29 protein-coding genes are annotated in these 19,991 nt (G+C 65.5%); 28 read left to right on the top strand and 1 reads right to left on the bottom strand.

All coding sequences use genetic code 11. From position 1 onward, the window contains the following. Positions 1–99 precede the first annotated feature (99 nt). From N5J29_RS07050 to N5J29_RS07035, 4 genes are all read left to right on the top strand, one after another. The gene (locus N5J29_RS07050) at positions 100–573 is read left to right on the top strand and encodes a phage regulatory CII family protein (protein ID WP_197623114.1); all 474 of its coding nucleotides are present in this window, start codon (positions 100–102) and stop codon (positions 571–573) included. A 79-nt stretch (positions 574–652) separates the two neighbouring features. Beyond that, on the top strand, positions 653–1,534 hold the full coding sequence (locus tag N5J29_RS07045) for a helix-turn-helix domain-containing protein (protein ID WP_197623115.1): 882 nt from the start codon (positions 653–655) through the stop codon (positions 1,532–1,534). Continuing rightward, the gene (gene dnaB, locus N5J29_RS07040; protein ID WP_279924266.1) at positions 1,531–3,015 is read left to right on the top strand and encodes a replicative DNA helicase; all 1,485 of its coding nucleotides are present in this window, start codon (positions 1,531–1,533) and stop codon (positions 3,013–3,015) included. The genes N5J29_RS07045 and dnaB overlap by 4 nt, the downstream gene beginning before the upstream one ends. Beyond that, positions 3,012–3,641 (top strand): hypothetical protein, encoded by a 630-nt coding sequence (locus tag N5J29_RS07035; protein ID WP_197623117.1) that lies wholly within the window; start codon positions 3,012–3,014, stop codon positions 3,639–3,641. Before dnaB ends, N5J29_RS07035 begins: the two co-directional genes overlap by 4 nt. 5 nt (positions 3,642–3,646) lie before the next feature. Here the strand turns inward: N5J29_RS07035 and N5J29_RS07030 are convergent, their stop codons facing one another. Beyond that, entirely contained in the window at positions 3,647–4,294 is a 648-nt protein-coding gene (locus N5J29_RS07030) for a hypothetical protein (protein ID WP_279924265.1), read from the bottom strand. Positions 4,295–4,341: 47 nt separating this feature from the next. Here N5J29_RS07030 and N5J29_RS07025 point away from each other — a divergent pair, with 47 nt between their 5' ends. The 24 genes from N5J29_RS07025 to N5J29_RS06910 all read left to right on the top strand — a co-directional run bounded on the left by N5J29_RS07025 (position 4,342) and on the right by N5J29_RS06910 (position 19,840). Further along, entirely contained in the window at positions 4,342–4,626 is a 285-nt protein-coding gene (locus N5J29_RS07025) for a hypothetical protein (protein WP_197623120.1), read from the top strand. Continuing rightward, entirely contained in the window at positions 4,623–5,072 is a 450-nt protein-coding gene (locus tag N5J29_RS07020; RefSeq protein ID WP_197623122.1) for a RusA family crossover junction endodeoxyribonuclease, read from the top strand. Before N5J29_RS07025 ends, N5J29_RS07020 begins: the two co-directional genes overlap by 4 nt. Beyond that, a complete protein-coding gene (locus tag N5J29_RS07015) occupies positions 5,069–5,284 on the top strand; it encodes a hypothetical protein (protein ID WP_197623124.1) in 216 nt (71 codons plus the stop codon). The genes N5J29_RS07020 and N5J29_RS07015 overlap by 4 nt, the downstream gene beginning before the upstream one ends. After that, entirely contained in the window at positions 5,271–5,804 is a 534-nt protein-coding gene (locus tag N5J29_RS07010) for a hypothetical protein (RefSeq protein WP_197623126.1), read from the top strand. Before N5J29_RS07015 ends, N5J29_RS07010 begins: the two co-directional genes overlap by 14 nt. A 10-nt stretch (positions 5,805–5,814) precedes the next feature. Continuing rightward, positions 5,815–6,441 carry a hypothetical protein gene (locus N5J29_RS07005; protein ID WP_197623128.1) on the top strand — a complete coding sequence of 209 codons (627 nt, stop codon included), beginning with the start codon at positions 5,815–5,817 and terminating at the stop codon, positions 6,439–6,441. Positions 6,442–6,771: 330 nt separating this feature from the next. Continuing rightward, positions 6,772–7,287: a hypothetical protein gene (locus tag N5J29_RS07000; protein ID WP_197623131.1), complete on the top strand. Its 516-nt coding sequence runs from the start codon at positions 6,772–6,774 to the stop codon at positions 7,285–7,287. Continuing rightward, positions 7,287–7,610, top strand: coding sequence for a hypothetical protein (locus N5J29_RS06995; protein ID WP_197623133.1), 324 nt, complete (start codon positions 7,287–7,289; stop codon positions 7,608–7,610). Before N5J29_RS07000 ends, N5J29_RS06995 begins: the two co-directional genes overlap by 1 nt. Then, positions 7,607–7,822 carry a hypothetical protein gene (locus tag N5J29_RS06990; protein WP_043034789.1) on the top strand — a complete coding sequence of 72 codons (216 nt, stop codon included), beginning with the start codon at positions 7,607–7,609 and terminating at the stop codon, positions 7,820–7,822. The genes N5J29_RS06995 and N5J29_RS06990 overlap by 4 nt, the downstream gene beginning before the upstream one ends. 1 nt (position 7,823) lies before the next feature. Next, positions 7,824–8,351, top strand: coding sequence for a hypothetical protein (locus tag N5J29_RS06985; RefSeq protein ID WP_279924264.1), 528 nt, complete (start codon positions 7,824–7,826; stop codon positions 8,349–8,351). 243 nt (positions 8,352–8,594) lie between these two features. Beyond that, complete coding sequence (locus N5J29_RS06980; RefSeq protein ID WP_197623135.1) at positions 8,595–9,077, top strand: terminase small subunit; 483 nt, start codon at positions 8,595–8,597, stop codon at positions 9,075–9,077. Continuing rightward, on the top strand, positions 8,992–10,560 hold the full coding sequence (terL, locus tag N5J29_RS06975) for a phage terminase large subunit (protein WP_279924263.1): 1,569 nt from the start codon (positions 8,992–8,994) through the stop codon (positions 10,558–10,560). The genes N5J29_RS06980 and terL overlap by 86 nt, the downstream gene beginning before the upstream one ends. Then, entirely contained in the window at positions 10,560–12,344 is a 1,785-nt protein-coding gene (locus N5J29_RS06970) for a phage portal protein (RefSeq protein WP_197623137.1), read from the top strand. Before terL ends, N5J29_RS06970 begins: the two co-directional genes overlap by 1 nt. A gap of 2 nt (positions 12,345–12,346) precedes the next feature. Then, on the top strand, positions 12,347–13,480 hold the full coding sequence (locus tag N5J29_RS06965; RefSeq protein WP_197623138.1) for a DUF2213 domain-containing protein: 1,134 nt from the start codon (positions 12,347–12,349) through the stop codon (positions 13,478–13,480). Positions 13,481–13,483: 3 nt separating this feature from the next. Continuing rightward, positions 13,484–13,951, top strand: coding sequence for a hypothetical protein (locus N5J29_RS06960; RefSeq protein WP_279924262.1), 468 nt, complete (start codon positions 13,484–13,486; stop codon positions 13,949–13,951). Positions 13,952–13,963: 12 nt separating this feature from the next. Beyond that, positions 13,964–14,896, top strand: coding sequence for a major capsid family protein (locus tag N5J29_RS06955; RefSeq protein ID WP_279924261.1), 933 nt, complete (start codon positions 13,964–13,966; stop codon positions 14,894–14,896). A gap of 45 nt (positions 14,897–14,941) precedes the next feature. Further along, positions 14,942–15,544: a hypothetical protein gene (locus tag N5J29_RS06950; protein WP_197623140.1), complete on the top strand. Its 603-nt coding sequence runs from the start codon at positions 14,942–14,944 to the stop codon at positions 15,542–15,544. A gap of 2 nt (positions 15,545–15,546) precedes the next feature. Continuing rightward, positions 15,547–16,059, top strand: coding sequence for a DnaT-like ssDNA-binding protein (locus N5J29_RS06945; protein WP_279924260.1), 513 nt, complete (start codon positions 15,547–15,549; stop codon positions 16,057–16,059). Beyond that, positions 16,059–16,250 (top strand): hypothetical protein, encoded by a 192-nt coding sequence (locus tag N5J29_RS06940; protein ID WP_197624581.1) that lies wholly within the window; start codon positions 16,059–16,061, stop codon positions 16,248–16,250. Before N5J29_RS06945 ends, N5J29_RS06940 begins: the two co-directional genes overlap by 1 nt. Then, a complete protein-coding gene (locus tag N5J29_RS06935) occupies positions 16,247–16,603 on the top strand; it encodes a hypothetical protein (RefSeq protein ID WP_197624584.1) in 357 nt (118 codons plus the stop codon). Before N5J29_RS06940 ends, N5J29_RS06935 begins: the two co-directional genes overlap by 4 nt. Then, positions 16,603–17,679 (top strand): phage minor head protein, encoded by a 1,077-nt coding sequence (locus N5J29_RS06930; RefSeq protein ID WP_197624587.1) that lies wholly within the window; start codon positions 16,603–16,605, stop codon positions 17,677–17,679. Before N5J29_RS06935 ends, N5J29_RS06930 begins: the two co-directional genes overlap by 1 nt. Beyond that, positions 17,669–18,094, top strand: coding sequence for a hypothetical protein (locus tag N5J29_RS06925; protein ID WP_197624590.1), 426 nt, complete (start codon positions 17,669–17,671; stop codon positions 18,092–18,094). The genes N5J29_RS06930 and N5J29_RS06925 overlap by 11 nt, the downstream gene beginning before the upstream one ends. Next, positions 18,091–18,753, top strand: a complete 663-nt coding sequence (locus N5J29_RS06920) for a phage tail terminator-like protein (RefSeq protein WP_279924259.1) — start codon at positions 18,091–18,093, stop codon at positions 18,751–18,753. Before N5J29_RS06925 ends, N5J29_RS06920 begins: the two co-directional genes overlap by 4 nt. A 126-nt stretch (positions 18,754–18,879) precedes the next feature. Then, complete coding sequence (locus tag N5J29_RS06915) at positions 18,880–19,347, top strand: hypothetical protein (RefSeq protein WP_197624596.1); 468 nt, start codon at positions 18,880–18,882, stop codon at positions 19,345–19,347. Positions 19,348–19,447: 100 nt separating this feature from the next. After that, the gene (locus N5J29_RS06910; protein WP_197624600.1) at positions 19,448–19,840 is read left to right on the top strand and encodes a hypothetical protein; all 393 of its coding nucleotides are present in this window, start codon (positions 19,448–19,450) and stop codon (positions 19,838–19,840) included. Positions 19,841–19,991 lie beyond the last annotated feature (151 nt).

The following is a 19,991-nucleotide window of genomic DNA, read 5'->3' as shown; positions in this document are numbered from 1 at the left end:
GCGCTGGAGAGGGGCGCCTTTCTTCCCTGAGTTGATTTCGTCCATGGCGGCAATGGTGCGCCGCAGAAGTCCGCCAAACCACGTTTAGAGAATCCGCCCATGAACGTACTTGATGCCGCGTATGACACCGTCCACGACTATCCGGGCGGTGCTGGACCCCTGGCAGAACGCCTCACCCGCCTGAACAAGGATGGGGAGCGTGTGCCGATGTCCGAGGCCGTGCTGAACAGCAAGGTCAATCCGAACACCACATCGCACCATCTGACCCTGGCGGAGGCTGATCGCCTGATGGGCCTGACCGGGGACTATCGGATCCTGCACGCCCTCGCGGGGACGCATGGTTTCGTGGTCCAGCGTGTGGAGGCGCCAGAAACGGGCTCGATCATCCACGCGTTGCTGGTGGCGGCCGCCGCCAAGGGCGACCTGGCAGAGACCATCGCTCAGGTCATGGCCGACAACCGCATCACCGGCAACGAGTCGGGCAGGGTCTCCCGCGACGTGATGCGCGTGATCGCGGCCCTTGTGCAGGTGAGCCAGCACGCTGAGGCAGCGGCGGAGCGGGGTGGGGCATGAACGCTACTGCAAAGGCCATGATCCACGTCCGGCAGATTTGGTATCTGGCCGGATGCCTGCTGGTGCTGAAGGGGGCTGCGTGAGCGTCCAGTTTTCCTGGCAGTCTGCCGTGACGAAGTCCGAGTTGGAGGGCACCACGAAGCTGGTGCTGCTGGTGATCGGCACATACATGAATCAGCATGGTGATGGCGCCTTCCCTTCGTATCGGACCATCGCAGCCGGGGCTTCGCTGAACCGTGCGACCGTGATCCGTCACGTGGAGATCGCCGTCACACAGGGGTGGTTGAAGAAGAAGAGCAGGATCCGTTTCGCAGGTCCCTCCGGTCGGCTCGAGGCTGACTCGAACACCTACCAAATTGCGTTCCCGGTAGTCGCACAGGACGACCGGGGTGGTCGCACAGAACAACCACCCCTAGTCGCACAGGACCACCACCCTAGTCGCACAGGACGACCAGGGGTGGTCGCACAGGGCGACCCTAACACCCCATCTTTAACACCCCAAGGAACACAAGAACCCCCCTTACCCCCCAAGGGGGGCGACGACGTGGATCCGAAATCAAAGGGCGGTGGCAAGCCGAAGGCGAAGCGGACGAAGCGCGAGCTGGTCACCTTCCCGAAATTTGTGGAGGCCTGCCGGGCTGCCGGCGAGCGAATGATCCGCACTGACGATCCCATCTTCGACTTCGCTGACGATGCCGGCATCCCGCGGGAGTTCATTGCGCTGGCGTGGCGGGAGTTCGCCCTCAAGCACCGGGACAGCGGCAAGCAGCAGAAGGACTGGCGCGCCCACTTCCGCGATGCCGTGCGCCGGAACTGGTTCAAGCTCTGGTGGTGCCCGCCTGCAGGCGGCTGCGAGCTGACGACCAGCGGCGTTCAGGTCAAGCGCGAACGCGATGCCGAGCGGGAACGTGATCGCCAGGACCAGCAGGAGCAGCAGGCCCAGCAGGAGCAGGCAGCGTGAGCGCGGTGCCCGACTACCTGGACAACGTCGCGCAGCTGCGCGTGCCGCCTCATTCCGTGCCGGCTGAGCAGTCGGTCCTCGGCGCGCTGCTGCTGGTGGGCGAATCGCTGGCTCAGGTCCGCGACCAGCTGGCCCCGGAGGACTTCTATCGCCGCGAGCACCAGCTGATCTATCAGGGCATCTGCGGTGTGGCCGATCTGAAACGCGAGGTCGACGTGGTGACCGTCGGCGACTGGATCATGGCGAACGTCGAGATCGACGCGCAGGAGTTGAATAGCCTGTGCATCGACCTTGCCAGCAGTACGCCATCGGCGGCCAACGTTCGCGCCTATGCCGAGATCGTGCGCAACAAGGCGGTGCTGCGGCGGCTGATCGAAACCACCACCGAGATCGCGAACAGGGCCTACGGTGCCAGCGACGACGAAGCGGAGGAGGTCGTTTCTGCGTCGGCCACGAAGCTGGCGAGCCTCACCGTCAGGTCCAGCGGCAGCGGGGGCCTGGTCATGGTGCGCAGCGGCGTCCAGAAGGCGTGGGACGAAATGGAGGCCCGGTTCCACGGCGAGGGCACGCGGGGCCTGGTCCCGAAGTGGAGCAACGTGCGCCGGAAGATTCCATACCTGGAGCCGACTGATCTGATGGTGCTCGGCGCGCGTCCGTCCATGGGCAAGACCGCGCTCGCCCTGAACTGGGCTGAGGATGCGGCGGCCGGCGGCAGGAACGTCGCGGCCTTCAGCCTGGAGATGTCCGCCTCGCAGTGGAGCCTGCGCCTGATGGCGGCGCACGCTGGGGTCGACCTCAACCGTATGCGCGAGAAGGGTGCACTGACGAACGACGAATGGGCGCGGCTGTCGCAGGCCAGGAACTACATCCAGTCGCTGCCGCTGGCGATCGATGATTGCGGTGCTCTGTCGGTCGATGCCTTGTCCGCGCGGGCATCCCGGATGCACGCCAAGGTACCGGGTGGGCTTGGCCTGATCGTGGTGGACTACCTGCAACTGCTGACCGGCAAGGGGAAGTCGGAGAACCGGAACGACGAAGTGTCGTACATCTCGCGCCGGCTTAAGGGCCTCGCCAAGGACCTGAAATGCCCTGTGATGGCGCTGTCGCAGCTCAACCGCAGCGTGGAGAAGAGCAACGATAAGCGCCCGGGCATGGCCGACCTGCGCGAGTCCGGCGCGATCGAGCAGGACGCCGACGTGATCGCGTTCCTGTTCCGCGACGACTACTACAGCAAGGAAGCATGCGGCGCGCCAGGGATTTCCGAACTGATTGTGGCGAAGAACCGCCAGGGTGAGACCGGCACCTGTTACCTGCAGCATCGGCTGCAGTGCAGTGCGTTCGATGACTACACCGGCCCCCGGCCCAACTACAGCCTGAAGGGCACATCCACCGTCGGCGGTAGCGATGACGACTTTGACGTGCCGGCTTCTGGCCGACGCCGGCGCAGCCGCCACGACATGGTCGCAGGAGACGACGCATGACCGCGATGACAGCAGCAGCGCGGAAGATCCGCGCGAAGCGGGCCAGCCGCCCCATTTACGCCACCTGCATGCGCCTGGTGGATCCGGCAACAGGTGAGGAGCTTGGCGCGTTCGCTCCGAGCAACGACATCGATCGCAGACTGGCCAAGGACCGCGGCTACCGTGTCGGGCATGAGTACCGGCTGGAGATCAAGGCCTCGCGCAATGCCGCGTTCCACCGACTGGCCCACGTCATCGGACACCTGTTGGTGGACAACGTCGAGACGTTCCGTGACCTGGACGCGCATGCCGCGCTGAAACAGGTGCAGCTGGAGTCGGGCATCTGCTGCGAGATGGTGGAGATGGACGCCAGCCCGGTGGTGAAGGCGCTGCTGGATGCGGCCGAGACGGTGTTGGGCGACGGCGCGCGCAAGGTGCTGGCGGCGGTGCTGCCGGAGATCCGCACCATCCCGGTGAAGGTGGCCCAGTCTCTGGCCTTCGATTCGATGGAGGAGGAGGACTTCTCCACGTTCTTCAAGGGCATCACCGCCTGGATCGGTGACCACTACGCGCACGTCATGCTGGACGACGTGCGCGCGGAGTACTGGCGGATGGTCAATGGCCGTCAAGCGGAGCAGGCTGCGTGATCGAACTAACTATCGAGAATCGAATTCAGCTCTGCCAAGGCAAATCTGAGCTTTGTCTGGGTTTCGTTGATCACTTTAGAAACATCATCCGGCTCGTCCATTTCAAACTCTTCCCCAGTATCGTGGTCAACGTAGACACCGGCGTACCTCAGGTAGGAATAGTCGGAGAAGATGGCGATCCGCAGCTTCTGAATGGCAACAATTGCCTCCTGAATGGACTTTCCAGCTTCACCGAGAACGTGCATATCCAAGAGCAGATCATTGAGCGCTGTGGGGACGACCAATCCATCCGTCATAGCGTCGTCGTCGAATTCCGTGTATCCACGGTTCCACCGATATGCAGCCGTGCTGGCGCCGGAAATCATTTCAGTGACCAATGGCTTCAGGACGAAGGCCAAGCCCCGAGCCTTGTATCGTCGGATGCCTTCCAAGCGGCTGTGCTCCTTGGAGGCAATTCTGTTCGGTACCCATACAGCCGCAGATATCGCGAGGAGCGAGCCTACCGCCTGTACCCACGCGGGCCAATCAACATCGATGGGCGGGCGAGGCTGGGGTGGGTGCTTGCTCAACACTGCCCAGGTGACAACCGCCCCGGCGACGCAGGCCATTACCGCAACCATCGCCCAGTCTCTATCCGTCCGTCCCTGTTTCATGGCTTCCCCCTGTCGTTGGCCCGGATTCTACCTCTCGGTGCAGCCGCATGAGGACGAAGAACGCCAAGGCCTTCACGCCGACAGAGAAGCGCCATGTGGATGCGGTGAAGCTGCTGCCCTGCAGCGTGTGTAGCCGACCTGGCCCCAGCGACGCCCACCACATCAACCAGGGCCAGCACTTCACCACCGTGGCCCTGTGCAAGGACTGCCACCAAGGCAGCTTCAACGGCATCCACGGCCAGAAACGCATGTGGCTCGTCATGAAGATGGACGAGCTGGCCGCCCTCAACGTCACCCTTTCCCGACTGCAGCTGAAGGAGGCCGCACGATGATCCACCTGACCCTCCCGTACCCGATCAGCTCGAACCGCTACTGGCGCGCTGTGATCATCAAAGGTCATGCCGTCATGGTCCCGACCAAGGAGGCGAAGGCTTACAAGGCCGAGGTTGCATGGCTGGCCAAGGCTGCAGGGGTCGGCCAGCCCCATGCCGGTCGGATTGCGCTTACCATCCGCCTGTACCCGAACCTGCCGCAGGACTGGGCGAAGCGCGCGCGCCGGGATCCGCACACCTGGGACGACACTGTGCAGTGCATCGACCTGGGCAACTGCGAAAAGGTGCTGTCCGATGCCCTCAACGGCGTGGCGTGGGTAGACGACAAAAAGCACCGCCGCATCCTGCTGGAGCGCATGGAGCCGGATGCCAAGGGCGCCCGCGTCGAGCTGGTCATCGAGCATCTGGCCGCAGAGCCCAGCCTTTTTAGCCAGGCCGCCGCATGACCGGCGCCGAGCTGCGCATGCAGAAGCGGTACCGGTCCTACGTGCAGAAGCACGGCCGATGCTCGGTCTGCCAGTTCCGCATCGCCGGCCCCGCTGGCTTCCACTGCAAGGGCTGGCCTGAGCGGGCCGGTACCTGCGACACCGACCAAAAGCTGCCGGTATTCCGATTCGATGACGCCGTACTGGAGGGCATGCGCGATGCGCAACACTGATCCGCTGACCGAAGATCTGCGACGCTGGGGCCACGCCCAGGTGAATCGGTTTGCACTGAGCCGCGCCGACAGGAGCGTGCATGTCCTGGACAAGGTTCGCGACCACGCCCCGCTGACGCGGGAGCGGGCTATCCAGGATCTGGTTGGCCGCGACGGGACCGACCGACGCCGCCTGATGGCGGCTGGCGCCGGCGTGAAAGGCCTGCGCATCGTGCCACTGTGGGCGGCGGATCCGATTCGCGCCTCCAACGACGCAGATCATCCCCACGACAACCCGGAGATAGCGGTTGATGTAGGTGTCCCCGACGATCTGCGCTGGATCGATCGAGCGCTGGCATCGATGGAGCGGCAGTACCCGATGCGCGCCCTGATCGTTCGGACCGAGTTCACCGTGTCGGCCAGCCAGGCGGTGAAGGCCCGCATGGTCGCGGAGAAGTACAACGGCACGTTGTCGGTCTGGCAGTACCGCCGGGAGCTGCAGCGCGGAGTAGACTTTGTGGGCGGCAGGATGGCCGCGTAGGTGGCCGGTAATGGCGAAGAAAATGCATGTGGCGGATCAAGTCAGTGAGATCTGCCAAGAAATCCGCTCTGCGGTCGAGAGCTATTGGGTTTTCACTGGTATCAGCGAATATGTCGACAATCCGCAGAACCTGAAAGTGAAAGACAGGTTCTGTGAGATCTATATCGTACTGGTGAACAACGCTTTCGACTGCATGATTGTCGCTGTTTTCAATCTGCTCGACCGATCCGGGCGCGGACTCACGTTGGCGAGCATAGCGGCCTCGCTGGAGGCCGAGGGGGCCGATATTTCGGTAACTCGCCAGCTGCGGCAGGTTTACACCCACCATGAAGTTCTGTGGAAGGCGATCTGTCACGTTCGCAACAACGGCGTGGCACACTTAAACGACAAAAAGAGCAGCAGCTCGCATCTTTCCCAAGCAATGCTCGGGACAAAGGAAATCAGGTCGTTCCTCCAAGATGCAATTCTGGCTTTCGACGCACTAGCACCTTACTGCTCTTGGAATGTCGGCCCTCCAAACCGACTGGTTGAAAGCCAAGCATCCCAACTCTTTCACCTTGCGGGCTCTATGTCCGACCAGCTCATAGACGAATGCGCGCGCGATGCGCTTGACAAGTTGCACACCCGAATGCCCTAATTCTGCAACTGTCAAGAATTGTCCCTGAAGCCCCGGCCCTGCGCTGGGGCTTCTGCGTTTCCGGGACCCAGAACACCGATCAACCACCGCGCCGAATCCCCCTCCGCTCGCCGTGAGGCGCTTGGGGCTGGCGTCCACGCAGGCGGGCGGTCTGCGCACGGCCCTTGGAGGCCGGGCAGCGCCTAGGCAGCGGTGGTGATCGGCCCTCTACGCCCGCAGCCCCCCGGACCAACCATACCGTGCATCGAAGCCGGTCGAGGGGCGGGCACCCCCACCTCGCGCGAGGTTCCGCTCCAGAGCGGTGATCGCGCACCTATCGACGGAGACACCATGGTGAGCACCGAAACCGTAGCCGCCGCCATGGGCGCCGGCCAGTACGCCAAGCCGTTGGAGGACGTGTGTATCCAGTTCGGCATCGTGACCGCGCTGCAGAAGGCGCACTTCCTGGCCCAGGTGGCGCACGAATCGGATGGCTTCCGCACGGCCACCGAGTACGCCTCGGGGAAGGCGTACGAAGGCAGGGCCGATCTGGGCAACGTGAAGCCCGGCGACGGCGTGCGCTTCAAGGGACGCGGCCTGATCCAGCTGACCGGGCGTGAGAACTACGCGGCGTTCAGCCATGCCATGGGGCGCGGCGACTACTTCCTGCGAGAGCCGGAGGCGGTGGCGATGCTCCCGTGGGCCGCGGTAGCTGCGGGCTGGTTCTGGAAGCGCAAGGGTCTGAACTCCCTGGCGGACCGCGACGACGTGGTGGCCGTGACGAAGCGTATCAATGGCGGAACCAACGGGCTGGAGGACAGGAAGCTCAGGCTGGCTCAGGCCAAGAAGCTGTTCGGCCTCGCATGATGGCCGCGAAGAGAAAGGCGAAGCTCTCTCCGGTCAACCAGCTGCAGGGCGTGCTGGTGGTGCTGGAGAGTCAGAAGGCCAAGAACCCCACCGCCGAGCTGCTGCTGGCCATCCGCGAGATGGTCAGCGACGCGCTGGCGGTGCTGCAGGAGCCGGACCCGACCAAACAGCGCATTGCGTTCGTGTTGCTCGCGGTCCAGCAGTCCACCCAGGTTGCCGTCAAGGTCGTGCGCGGCAAGCGTCTCACCCGCGTGACCATCATCGACCAGCAGCTCTACCACTGGGCGCTGGAGGAAATCCACTCACTGGCAGGTGCCGCATGACCTTCGCGACCCGCAACATCGGCGCCGCGCGCGTCGGCATCGCCGTGCTGGTGCTGTTCTTGCTGGGGATGGCCATGGCCGCCCTGATCGCGGTGGCCATCCCGCCGGAGAACAAGGACTCGTTCGGCATGCTGATTGGCGGCTTGAACAACGCGACCGGCATGGTCATCGGCTACTTCTTCGGCATGACCCGCAAGGGTCCGGGGGCCTGACGTGAATCGCATCGCCATCTACCTCCTGGTGTTTGTCGCGTGGTCCGCCGGCATGTTCGGTGCCGGCTGGGCCTGGCGCGGCGACCGCGCCGAGACCGGGGAAGCCTTGCAGCAGGCCAGCACCAGCGCAGGCCAAGTCCAGCAGCTCACCGAGACCCGTGCCGTCGAACGCAGCCAGGCCGAGGCGCTGGCCACCATCGGAGCCAAGCATGAAGAAGACCGGACTGCGGCCACGGCCGTCCCTGCTGCTGTTGCTGCTGGCGTGCGTGATGGCAGCCTCCAGCTGCGCGACGACCTCGCCACCTGCAATACCGCTCGCCTGTCCGAAGCCGCCGCCGGCGCCGTCGAACGTGACCAGGCAGCCCAACTACGAGCAGAGGTCGCGGGAGCTCTTGTTCAAATCGGGCGAGACGCGGACGACCACGTCCGCGCCTGCCAGGCAGTGATCGCAACCGACCGGGCCGCGTTTCTGTCGGCCACCTCGCCGCTACCTGCGAGGGCGGCGGCAGTTGATGGCGGTGACCAGTGAAGTCACGGCAAGGATGAGCTGGACTGCAGTGGAGAGGAACTCGTTGCTCAAGGTAATAGCCATGTGCGGTGCTGCTCCGTTTGGGTGAGGACGTAGTACACGACAGCGGAAACCCAATGTTTCGCCGTGAGGTCGACGTTGACGGAACGTGGTTGATCGCTCCACTTCCGCGATTTCCGTTCGCTGCCGAATGGTGGCCTCACCACCAAGCCCACACCACTTGCGGAATTTCCGCCCACGACCATGGCAAAGACCACACCCACCCGGGCAGCGCCGCTGACGCCGAAACAGCAGCGGTTCGTCCAGGAGTACCTGCAGGACCACAACGGCACCCAGGCGGCCATCCGCGCTGGATACAGCGACAAGACAGCCAAGCAGCAAGGCTCACGGCTCCTGACTGAGCCGCGCATCCAGGCTGCGGTGCGCGCCGGCCAGCAGAAGGTGGCCAAGAAAGCCGAGGTGACCGTCGACAGCCTGATGGCCGAGCTGGAGCAGGCCCGCGTGCTGGCGCTGAAGGAGAAACAGGCCAGCGCGGCGGTTACAGCCACGATGGGCAAGGGAAAGCTGGCCGGCCTCCTGGTGGAGAAGCACAAGCACAGCGGTGCGATTGGCACCTACGACCTGAGCAAGCTTTCAGACCATGAACTCGACCGCCTCGAACAGATTCTCGGTCCGCTTGCCGACGCTGGCGGAGATCCGAGCGGAGCGGGCGAGGAGGGCGGCTGATCGAGAACGCGCGCGAATCGCTGAGGACGTCGAAGGTATCCGGGCGCGATCGCAGACGCTGGAGGGCTTCATCAAGGAGCACTGGCGGGTTCTGGAGCCAACCAGACCGCTGAAGTTTGGCTGGGCATTGCGGGCCATGTGCCGGCACCTGGAGGCAGTCACCGAAGGCCGTATCCAGTTCCTGCTGATGACCGTGCCGCCGGGCATGATGAAGTCGCTGCTGATGGTGTTCTGGACGGCGTGGGAATGGGGCCCGGTCGGCCGCCCGGACCTGCAGACGCTCGCCACCTCCTACAGCCAGCCGAACGTCCTGCGCGACAACCTGAAGCTGCGGCGCCTGATCGAGAGCGACCAGTTTCAGGCGGCCTGGCCGATGAAGCTGCGCGGCGACCAGAACGCCAAGGGCAAGTTCGAGAACACCGGCAACGGCTTCAGCGAGGCCCGTCCCTTCAGCTCCATGACTGGTGGCCGCGGCGACCGGGTGAAGGTGGACGATCCGCATTCGACCGAAACGGCAGAGAGTGACGCCGAGCGCAAGACCGCCGTCCGCATCTTCCGGGAGGGCATTACCGACCGCCTCAACGACATCACGTCGTCGGCTATGGTCATCATCATGCAGCGCCTGCACCAGCAGGACGTTGCAGCGGTGGCGATGGAGCTGGACCTGGGCTTCGTTCACCTCAACCTCCCGATGGAGTTCGAGGCAGAGCGGGTCGACAAGGACGGAAAGAAGACCGGCGGCCCGTGCCGCACCTACATCGATGGCGAGCTGTTCTTCGAAGATCCACGTACCGAGGAGGGCGAGCTGCTGTTCCCCGAGCGCTTCCCGCGCGCGGAGATCGAACGGCTGAAGCGGGCGAAAGGCAGCTATGCCTACGCTGGCCAGTACCAGCAGCGGCCCACGCCGCGCGACGGCGGCACATTCAAGCGGGAATGGTTCGAGGTGGTGGAAGCTGCGCCGGCCATTCCAGCTGCACGCAAGGTCAGGCGCTGGGACTTCGCCGCAACTGACCCGAAGGAGACGACCAGCAGCGATCCGGATTACACCGTTGGTCTGTTGCTGGGCGAGATCGGCGGCACCTACTACGTGTTGGACGTTGTGCGCGACCAGGTGTCGCCAGCCGGCGTCGAGCGGATGCTGAAGAACACTGCGCTGCAGGACGGCCGGGCCATCAAGGTCAGAATCCCGCAGGATCCAGGCGCCGCAGGCAAGAGCAACGCCGCGCACCAGATCAGGCTGCTGGCCGGCTGGGACGTGAAGGCGGCGCTGGAGTCCGGATCCAAGGAGGTCCGGGCAACGCCGGTTGAGGCTCAGGCCGAGGCCGGAAACATCAAGCTGGTGAATGGCCCGTGGGTCGCGGCGTTCTTGGAAGAGATCGCCGAGTTCCCCAATGCCAAGCACGACGATCAGGTGGATGCGCTGTCAGGCGCCTTCGCTGAGCTGGTCACCGGCAGCACCTACAACCTGGGGAACGCGCTCTGATGGGCAAGCTCGCACAAATCAAAGACGGGCTGGTCAATCTGGTGGCCAACCTGGGTACGCCGCGCGACAAGGCGGCCTCGACGTTCTACGGCACTCCGACCCTTTCGGAGCAGGAGGCAGACAACGCCTACCGCGGCACCTGGCTGGCGCGGAAGGTGATCGACATCCCGGCGATGGACAGCTGCCGGAAATGGCGCGGCTGGAGCGCCGACCAGAAGCAGATCACCGCGATCGAGGCCGAGGAGAAGCGGCTGGGCCTGCAGCAGAAGGTGCTGAAGGCGATGATCCGCGCTCGGCTCACTGGCGGCGCCGCGCTCTACATCGGCACGGGCCAATCGGACCCTACGCTGCCGCTGAAGCCTGAGTCCATTGGCAAGAGCGGCATCCGCCACATCAACGTGCTTTCAAAGCGCGTGTTGCAGGCCGGCGAGCTGGACCTTGACCCGGAATCGCCGGGTTACGGTCTGCCAGCGCTCTATACCCTGAGCAGCGGCACGGCTGGCCAGGTGCAGATCCATCCGTCGCGGCTGGTGATCCTGCACGGTGCGGAAAAGCCTGATCCGGAGTTCGGCATCGGCGACGGGTGGGGCGATTCGGTGCTGCTGGCGATCAGCAAGGCCATCAAGGACGCCGACGCCAGCTCCGCGAACATTGCGTCGCTGGTATTCGAAGCGAAGGTGGACGTCATCAAGATCCCGAACTTCATGTCCATGCTGGCGGACAAGGAGTATGAGCAGCAGGTGCTTCAGCGGCTGCAGCTGGCGGCCATGGCGAAGGGCATCAATGGCACGCTGCTGCTGGACGCCGGCGAAGAGTATGAGCAGAAGCAGGCGCAGTTCGGCGGCCTGATCGACCTGCTGATGGGCTTCATGCAGCTGACCTCTGGCGCGTCGGACATCCCGATGACCCGCCTGCTGGGCCAGTCGCCAGGCGGCCTCAACGCCAGCGGCGAGAGCGACCTGCGGAACTACTACGACCGTATCAGCAGCAACCAGGAGCTGGTGCTGCAGCCGGCGCTGCAGGTGCTGGACGAGTGCCTGATCCGTTCGGCGCTGGGCCAGCGGCCGCCGGAGGTGTTCTACAACTGGCGCAGCCTGTGGCAAACCACCGACACCGAACGCGCGACCATTGGCAAGACCACTGCGGAGACCATCAAGACCATCTCCGAAACGAGGCTGCTGCCGGATGAGGTGATGTCCACGGTGGCGGTAAACATGCTGACCGAGGCCGGCGTCGCGCCGGGCCTGGAAGCCGAGATGCTCGAGTACAGCAACTCCACCCCGCAGGAATCCACCGATGAGGATGACGACGAGCAGCGCGCCGCCGCCACGCCGGTGACCGACGCTCAGCCGCGATCGCTGTATGTCAGCCGCAAGGTGGTGAATGCCGACGAGATCGTGGCTTGGGCGAAGGAGCAGGGCATCGGAGAGCTGCAGGATGACCTGCATGTGACCGTCGCCTACTCGCGCCAGGCGTTCGACTGGATCAAGGCCGGTAACGCCAACGAGTGGAGCAACGGCGGCAAGGATGAGCTGGTCATCCCCGAGGGCGGCCCGCGCGCGGTTGAGCCGTTGGGTGGTATGTCGGCGGTGATCCTGTTCGCGTCGGCGCAGCTGTGCTGGCGGCATGAAAGCATCATCCGCGCGGGCGGATCGCACGATTACCCGGATTACACCCCGCACATCAGCCTGACCAAGGCGACCGTCGACCTGTCGAAGGTCGAGCCGTACCGCGGCCGCATCGTGCTGGGCCCGGAAATCTTCGAAGAGATCCGCGAGGACTGACCATGGTGTTCCTGACTGATCGTGTCTCGGTGTCGGCTCCACGCCGCACCGCGGACGGCTATCTCGTGGCCGATGCCTACGTGGCCCGCACCGGCATCCAGGAATACCTGGGTGAGGAGTTGGGCAGGCCTGAGCTGCTGAAGGTCAAGGTCTACCGGCCCCCGGAAGAAGTCTTTTCCGACGCGACGCTACGCAGCTTTGCGCACCGGCCCATGACGAATGACCACCCTCCGGAGATGGTCACTGCCGACAACTGGAAGAAGTACGCGGTTGGGCAGACCGGCGACGAGGTTTCGCACGATGAAACCCGCGTACGCGTCCCGCTGGTTCTGATGGACCAGGCAGCCATCGCCGACTGGGAGTCTGGCAAGCGTGAGCTCTCCCAGGGGTACTCGGCCGAGATCGTATGGGAGGACGGCGTAACCCCCGACGGCGAGGCCTACCAGGCCAAGCAAATCAACATCCGCAACAACCACCTGGCCATGTGTCGTCGCGGCCGGGCTGGCTCCCAGTTTCGCATCGGGGATGGGCGCACCCCCGGTGCACCGGATCCGAGCGCCCATCCCCAACCGCAGGAGAACCACATGAGCAACCAGCAGACTCGCATCGTCGTGGTCGACGGCCTGCCCGTCGAGTGCACTGACGCGTCGGCCGCAGCCATTGCCAAGCTGCAGCAGCAGCTCCAGGACGCACACACCGCCGCTGGCACCGCCGCAGCTGCTCACCAGGCGACCATCACCGCGAAGGATGCCGCCATCGCCAAGGCCGAGGGCGAGCGCGACGCGCTCAAGAGCCAGGTCCTCAGCGATGCTGACCTGGACCAGCGCGTCCAGCAGCGCGGCGACCTGGTGGCGAAGGCCAAGGCCGTGCACGACGCCGACTACAGCGGCAAGAGCGACGCCGACGTCCGCAAGGCGGCCGTTGTGGCCAAGCTCGGCGACGCGGCCGTCGCCGGCAAGCATGAGGCCTACGTCGAGGCACTGTTCGACGGCCTGTATGCCCAGGCAAAGCCGCGCGACCCGGTGGCAGTTGCGCTTGGCGACCGTTCCACCCACCGCCAGCCCGTGCAGGACAACGGTTACGCCGCGGCCGTCGCCGCCCTGGATTTCCGCACCGCTGGCCAGAAGGAGGCCTAAGCCATGGCACTGCAGACCAACTACCCGGATACCCAGCCGGTCGCCATCGCTGGCGCGCCGGCCACCATGCTGCCCGCTACCGAGATCTCCCGCACCGTCGAAGGTGCCGCAATCGCCTTCGGCAAGGCCGTGGAGCAGGGCGCCACCGACAAGTCGGTGAAGGCCTTCGCCGGCGGCAAGTACGTCGGCATCGCGATGCTGGATCGTTCGGCATCGGGCCTGACGGTCACGGCGGGCCAGGTCACCGGTCGAGCCACCGACGCGTTCGGCGTGGGCGAGTCCGCCCGTGTCCGCACCAAGGGCGACCTGTGGGTGACCGCCGCAGTGGCGGTGGCCGCCGGCGACGACGTCTACCTCACGGACGCAGGTGCCTTCACCAACGTTGCCACCGACAACACCGCCATTCTTGGCGCCCGCTGGGACACCAGCACCACCGCCGCCGGCCAGCTGGCCGTCGTCCGTCTCGGCTAAGGAGCCCACAACATGAGCGCAATTCCACTGATCGACGCCCAGGCCGCCCTGGGCTTCGTCATCGGCCAGGCTTCGATCATCGAGCCGGGCGTCTACCGCACTGTCTACCCGGACATCCAGTACCGTACCTTGGTACCGGTGGATACCAGCGGCAGCGAGTTCGCCACGTCGGTGACCTACATGTCGCAGGACCAGTATGGCAAGGCCGACTGGATCAATGGCAATGCCGATGACATCCCGAAGGCCGGCACCATCCGCTCGAAGTTCGAGACCCCGGTCTACACCGCTGGTATCGGCTACGGCTTCGGCTGGGAAGAAATCGGCCGTGCACAGAGGCTGGGTATCAATCTGTCCACCGAAGATGCAGCCGCCGCGCGCCGCGCCTCCGAGGAGATGGTGGATCGCGTTGCGCTGCTGGGTGATGCCAGCAAGGGCTTCACCGGCCTGTTCAACGCCGCTGGCGTAACCCCTGTGGCCGCGCCGACCGGTAGCTGGGACGCCACCACCGACCCGCAGCTGATCGTGGCCACGATGAATCAGGCGCTGCTCAACGTGTTCAACGGCACGAACACAGCATCGATCGCCAACACCATGCTGCTGCCGTGGACGAAGTACCTGCTGATCGCTACTCGCAAGATGAGCGACCAGAGCGACATGACCATCCTGCAGTGGTTCCTGGCCAACAACGTATACACCGTGCAGACGGGCCAGCAGCTGACCCTGCGTGGTGTGCGTGGCCTGGATGCTGCCGGCGTCGGCGGCACCACGCGCCTGGTGGCGTACCGCAACGATCCGCAGGTGCTGAAGCTGCACATGCCGATGCCGCACCGCTTCCTGCCGGCCTGGCAGAGCGGCCCGCTGCGCTGGGACGTCCCGGGCGTGATGCGCCTGGGTGGCCTGGACGTGCGCCTGCCCAAGGAAGTCGTCTACCTCGACGGCATCTGATCCGCTTGGCCCCGGCCGTGCGCCGGGGCCTCACTGGAGCGAAGCATGAAGATCACGAACAACCACAAGGGCCCGCTGGGCCTGCCGGACGGCACCATCCTGCCGCCGGGCGAGGCCACCCCCATCGCGAACTGGGATGCCCTGAAGGGCAATGCGGTCGTGCAGGGCTGGCTGAAGGGCAAGATCCTCACGGCCGAAGGTGGCAAGCCCAGTGCGCCGGCACAGGAATCGCTGCTCGGTTCCAACGTGCTGCCGGCCAACATCGAGCTGGCCGAAGGAGTCACCGTGCAGCTGGGCGAAGTGGTGCGTCGGACGCATGAAGCGTCGGGCCTGAGCGTCGCCGACTGGAATGCGCTGGGCAAGGATGACCGCGAGGCGCGGCTGGCCGCCACGGTGCTCGAACTGCAGGCGGCCGTTGAAGCCGAGGCCGAAGCCAAGAAGGGCGAGGGCACTGCCACTGGCGCGGCTGCCGATGCCGAGAAGGCCAAGGCCAGCGGCGGCACGGGCACGCAGAACCCGCCGGCCGCCGACAAGGATGCGCTGCTGGCCCGCGCCAAGGAGCTGGGCATCGACGCGAAGGGCACCTGGGGCGTGCTGAAGCTGCAGGCGGCCATCGCCGATGCCGAGGCCAAGAAGGGCGAGGGCTGACCATGTACGGCACGCTGGAAGGCGCAGACACCTACCACCAGTCGCGCGGCAACGCAGCCTGGGCTGCCGGGACGGATGACACCCGCACAGAGGCACTGGTCCGCGCCACGGATTACATCGACGGCCGGTACCGGGTGCTGCTGGCGTCTGGCCGGTGGGCGTCGATGTTCCCCGGCGTGCGTACCGCCGGGCGGGGCCAGCCGAACGAGTGGCCCCGCACCGGCGCCGTCGACTACGACGGTGATCCCATCCAGCCGGACGAGGTGCCCGACGAAGTGGAGCGCGCTACCTACGAGGCCGCGCTGCGCGAGCTGACCAACCCCGGCAGCCTGTCGCCGGACTACGTGGCAAGCGCGGCGGTGACGAAGGAGAAGGTAGGCCCCATCGAGGTCGCCTACGCCGACGCCAGCGCCGCCGGGCAGGTACCGAATCGACCGGTGGTCCCGGCCATCGATGAGATTCTGGCGCCGCTGCTGCGGACGCCGGCCACATTCCCTGCGGTGAGGGTTGTCTGATGGACGAGAAGAAGATTGTTCGGATCTACTCCGAGAACACCAAGCCCGGGCCCACGGACGAGCTGAAGGTGGTCGTGGGCGACGAGGTGATTCCCTACGTGCAAAAGGTCGAACTTGGCGAGAACGGTGAGCTGGTGCACGGTGACTTCATCATGGCCCGCATCACAGTCGCCGTGAAGCTGGGAAAATGAGCGCGTTCTACAACCGCCTGCAGGCCACGGCAGAGCGGCTGATTGCCCGCTACGGCTATAGCACGCAGCTGGAGCGCGATGGCGCCCCGACCGGACCGCCGCATAACCCGCAGCCCGGCCCGGCCACCCTGCACGACTGCAAGGTGGTGGAGCTGGAATACAGCCTCACCGACCGCGACACCACCCTGGTGCTGAAGGGCGACAAGCTGGGCTTGATCTCCACCGAGGTCGACATCGACCCTGGCAAGGAGGACCGGCTGCTGCTGGGCGGCCAGCTTTACCACTTCATCGACCTGCAGCCGCTGTCCCCTGGCGGGCAGGTGCTGCTCTACGAGTTCCACGCCCGACGCTGATGGCCGACTACACACCCCGCGAGTTGGAACTGCTGGCCCGGCGCCTGGAGCCGGCCATGCGGCGCGCGTTCGAGCAGGCCGTTGCAGGTGTTCGGTCACAGGTGCAGATGAACCTGCTGGTCAGCCTGTTGCAGGCCGGCCAGGTGGATGCGGTGCTGAAGGCGCTGGGCTTTGACGAAGAGAGGTTCTCGCCGCTGGCGGAGCAGGTGCGACAGGCGTTCGCCACGGGCGCCGAGGTCGGCATGAAGGAGCTGCCCACCCTGTCGCTGCGGCAGCAGGTGCGCGGGCGGTACAACCCGGCCAGCGAAACGCCTCTGCTGCGGTTCGGGTTCGACATGCGCAACCGCGGCGTGGAGAGCTGGTTGCAGGCGAACTCCTCGCGCTTGATCACTGGCGTGGTGGAGGATCAACGCCTGCTGGTGCGGCAGCTGCTGACCCGTGGCATGGCGAGCGGCACCAACCCGCGCCAGACAGCGCTGGAGCTGGTCGGCCGTGTCGGCGAGACCGGGCGCCGCAGTGGCGGTGTCGTTGGCCTGACCGCGCAGCAGGCGCAGTTCGTCGCCAACGTGCGACGGCAGCTGGCCAGCGGCGATCCGGGGGAGATGGCGGACTACTTCGGCCGCATGCGGCGCGACAAGCGCTTGGACGGGATCGTCAGCCGCGCCATCAAGGCAGGCAAGCCGGTGGCGCCGGCGGACGTCGAGAAGATCGCCGCGCGCTATGCGGACAGGCTGCTGGCACTGCGCGGGGAGATGATCGCCCGCACTGAGTCACTGACGGCCATGGCCGCTGGCCGGGAGGAGGCGTTCCGGCAGCAGATCGAGAGCGGTCGCCTGGCGCCGGAGAACGTCGAGGGTACATGGTCGGCCACCGGTGACGACAGAACGCGGCACAGCCATCAGGCGATGAACGGCCAGGTGCGGAGGTTCGGCGAGCCATTCCAGACGCCCAGCGGCGCGCTGATGCGGTTCCCTGGCGACACCTCGCTCGGTGCTGGTGCTGAGGAAACCATCGGCTGCCGCTGCATGAAGAAGTACCGGGTGAACATGGCAGCGGAGGTGAAGCGTGGCCAGTAAGTTCGGGAGCCAGGTCCGGGCCTTTGCGGAGAAGGCCAAGGCTATGCAGGGCGTGATCTTCCGCGAGTCGGCCACCAAGCTGATGGAGGAAGCCAACACGCCGGAGGCACGGGGCGGAAAGATGCCGGTCGACACCGGCTTCCTGCGCAACTCTGCGGCCGCATCGGTCGAGGGCATGCCGTCGGACGGCGCGCAGACGCCGGAACTGGTGTTCGCCACCATGGAGCTGGGACAGGCCGTGTGGGCGGGGTGGACAGCAAAGTACGCCATGCGTATGGAGCACGGCTTCCAGGGCGAGGACAGCTTGGGCAGAACCTACGCCCAAGCCGGCAAGGGCTTCGCGCGCGCGGCGGCACAGCGCTGGGACTTCATCGTGGCCGAGGTCACTGCCGACGTGAAAGGACGGATGGGATGAGCGACACCGCGATCTATGACGCATTCGCCACGCTGGTGGGGCAGTTCGCGGACGCGCAAGCCCTGGCGTGTTCCTACCCCGGGCAGGGATTCACGCCGCCTACGGGGAAGGGCGCCCGGTGGCTGGAGCTGCAGTGGTTCCCGAACCAGACCGAGAACTACGGCATCGAAGACGATGGGCCTTCCCTGATGCAGGGATTCGGCCAGCTGTCGGCCTGCTACCGGCCGGGACCGGGGATCATGGTGGGTACCGCGATCACGGACCAGATCATTGCGGCCTTCCGCAAGGGCACGGCCTTCGCCGGGATGTCGGTGTACCGAAAGCCATGGACCTCCAGCATCATCCAGGACCCGGAGCGGGTCATGCACCCGGTCACCATCCCGTGGCGGGGATTCGTTTCGGGGTGGACTCCGGCCATGAGCCCGAAGCCGCCCAACCTGCACCTGGTCAGCAGCAACGAGATCCCGAACGAGGGGGAGCTGCAGGCCATGCGCGATGCGATCACCCGCATGAAGCGGAACCGGCAGCTGCTGGACGAGTTCTGCGCCGAGCAGGCGCGGTTCGTCCGGGCGGAGTACCTGGCCTACGTGGAGGCGGGATTCACCAGGCCGCAGGCCATGCAGCTGGTGGCGGCGAAGTTGGGCCCCGCCAAGAAGTGACGACAGAACCGACTGCAAATTATTCCCGAATCTATTCCAGAGGCCCGCCCACCAGCGGGCCTTTCCGTTTTCCAACGACCCCGCCCCGTGGCGGGTTTTTTACGCCCATCGCGAGGAGATACGGCCATGGCCGAAGCAAAGACCAACGCAGGTTCCAAGCTCCACATCTGCGTTACCCCCCAGAACGAGGATCTGACCGTCGCCGAGTTCGCGGCCCTCACCTATGTGCAGGTGAAGAAGGTCGGCAGCATCGGTGATCGCGGCATCAACACGAACATCGTCAGCTACGACACGCTGGACACCCAGGTGTCGATGAAGGGCAAGGGGATCACCAACGCCGGCGACCCACAGGTAGAGATGGCCGAGGATCTGGCGGATCCGGGCCAGCTGGCCATGCGTGCCGCTGGTGCGCCGGATGTCCCGGACGCCTACGCGTTCAAGATCGAGAACACCGATGGCACCGTCGAATACCTGCGGGGTCTGGTGGCGGGTCCCAACAAGCCCGGCGGCCGCAACGAGGACTTCCGCCTCAACACCTACACGATCGCGCTGAACCAGCAGCCGATCGATGTGCCGGCGCCCGTCACCCCCTAACGAGAACACCCCAGGGGATAGGGCGGCCGCCTGACAAGCCGGACTTGATCCGGCCGGCTTCCCCCGGGGTTTCTATCCGGATCGCTACAAGGATCACGACATGACCGACCTGAGCACCATCGTCGCCGCCGCGCGCACGATCGACATCAAGCACCCCGCCACGGATGCCCCTGTGGGCCTTGTGTTGACCATCCTCCCCGACAGCCATCCGCAGGTGCGCGCCGCATCCCGGAAGCTCACCAACGAACGCATGCTGGGCCGTGGCAAGGTCACTGCCGAGAAGATCGAAGCCGGCCGGATCGACATGCTGGTGGCCTCCGTGGGGGGCTGGGAGTGGCAGGGCGACCTGAACTTCCACGGCGAGAAGCCCTTCTTCGAGGAGAAGACCCTGCGGCAGTTGTTCAAGGAGCTGCCATGGGTGTGCGAACAGGTCGACGCGGCGCTGGGGGACCGCGCCGAGTTCTTTCGCGGAACTGAGCAGGAAGCTGGCTGACGCCGTCTACCTGACCGTCCGGTACGACGTGCCGGACAGCAGGGGGGAGACCCGTCGCACCCGCAACGAGCGCTTCGGAGAGCCATCCCCAGAGGTAAGGGTCCCCGACAGGGGGGCGCACATCTGGGATTGGTTCTGGCAGCTCTCGGCG

This window comes from Stenotrophomonas sp. GD03680, from assembly GCF_029844625.1.
Taxonomy (GTDB): domain Bacteria; phylum Pseudomonadota; class Gammaproteobacteria; order Xanthomonadales; family Xanthomonadaceae; genus Stenotrophomonas; species Stenotrophomonas maltophilia_P.
This window is presented reverse-complemented; position numbering and strand designations above follow the sequence as displayed.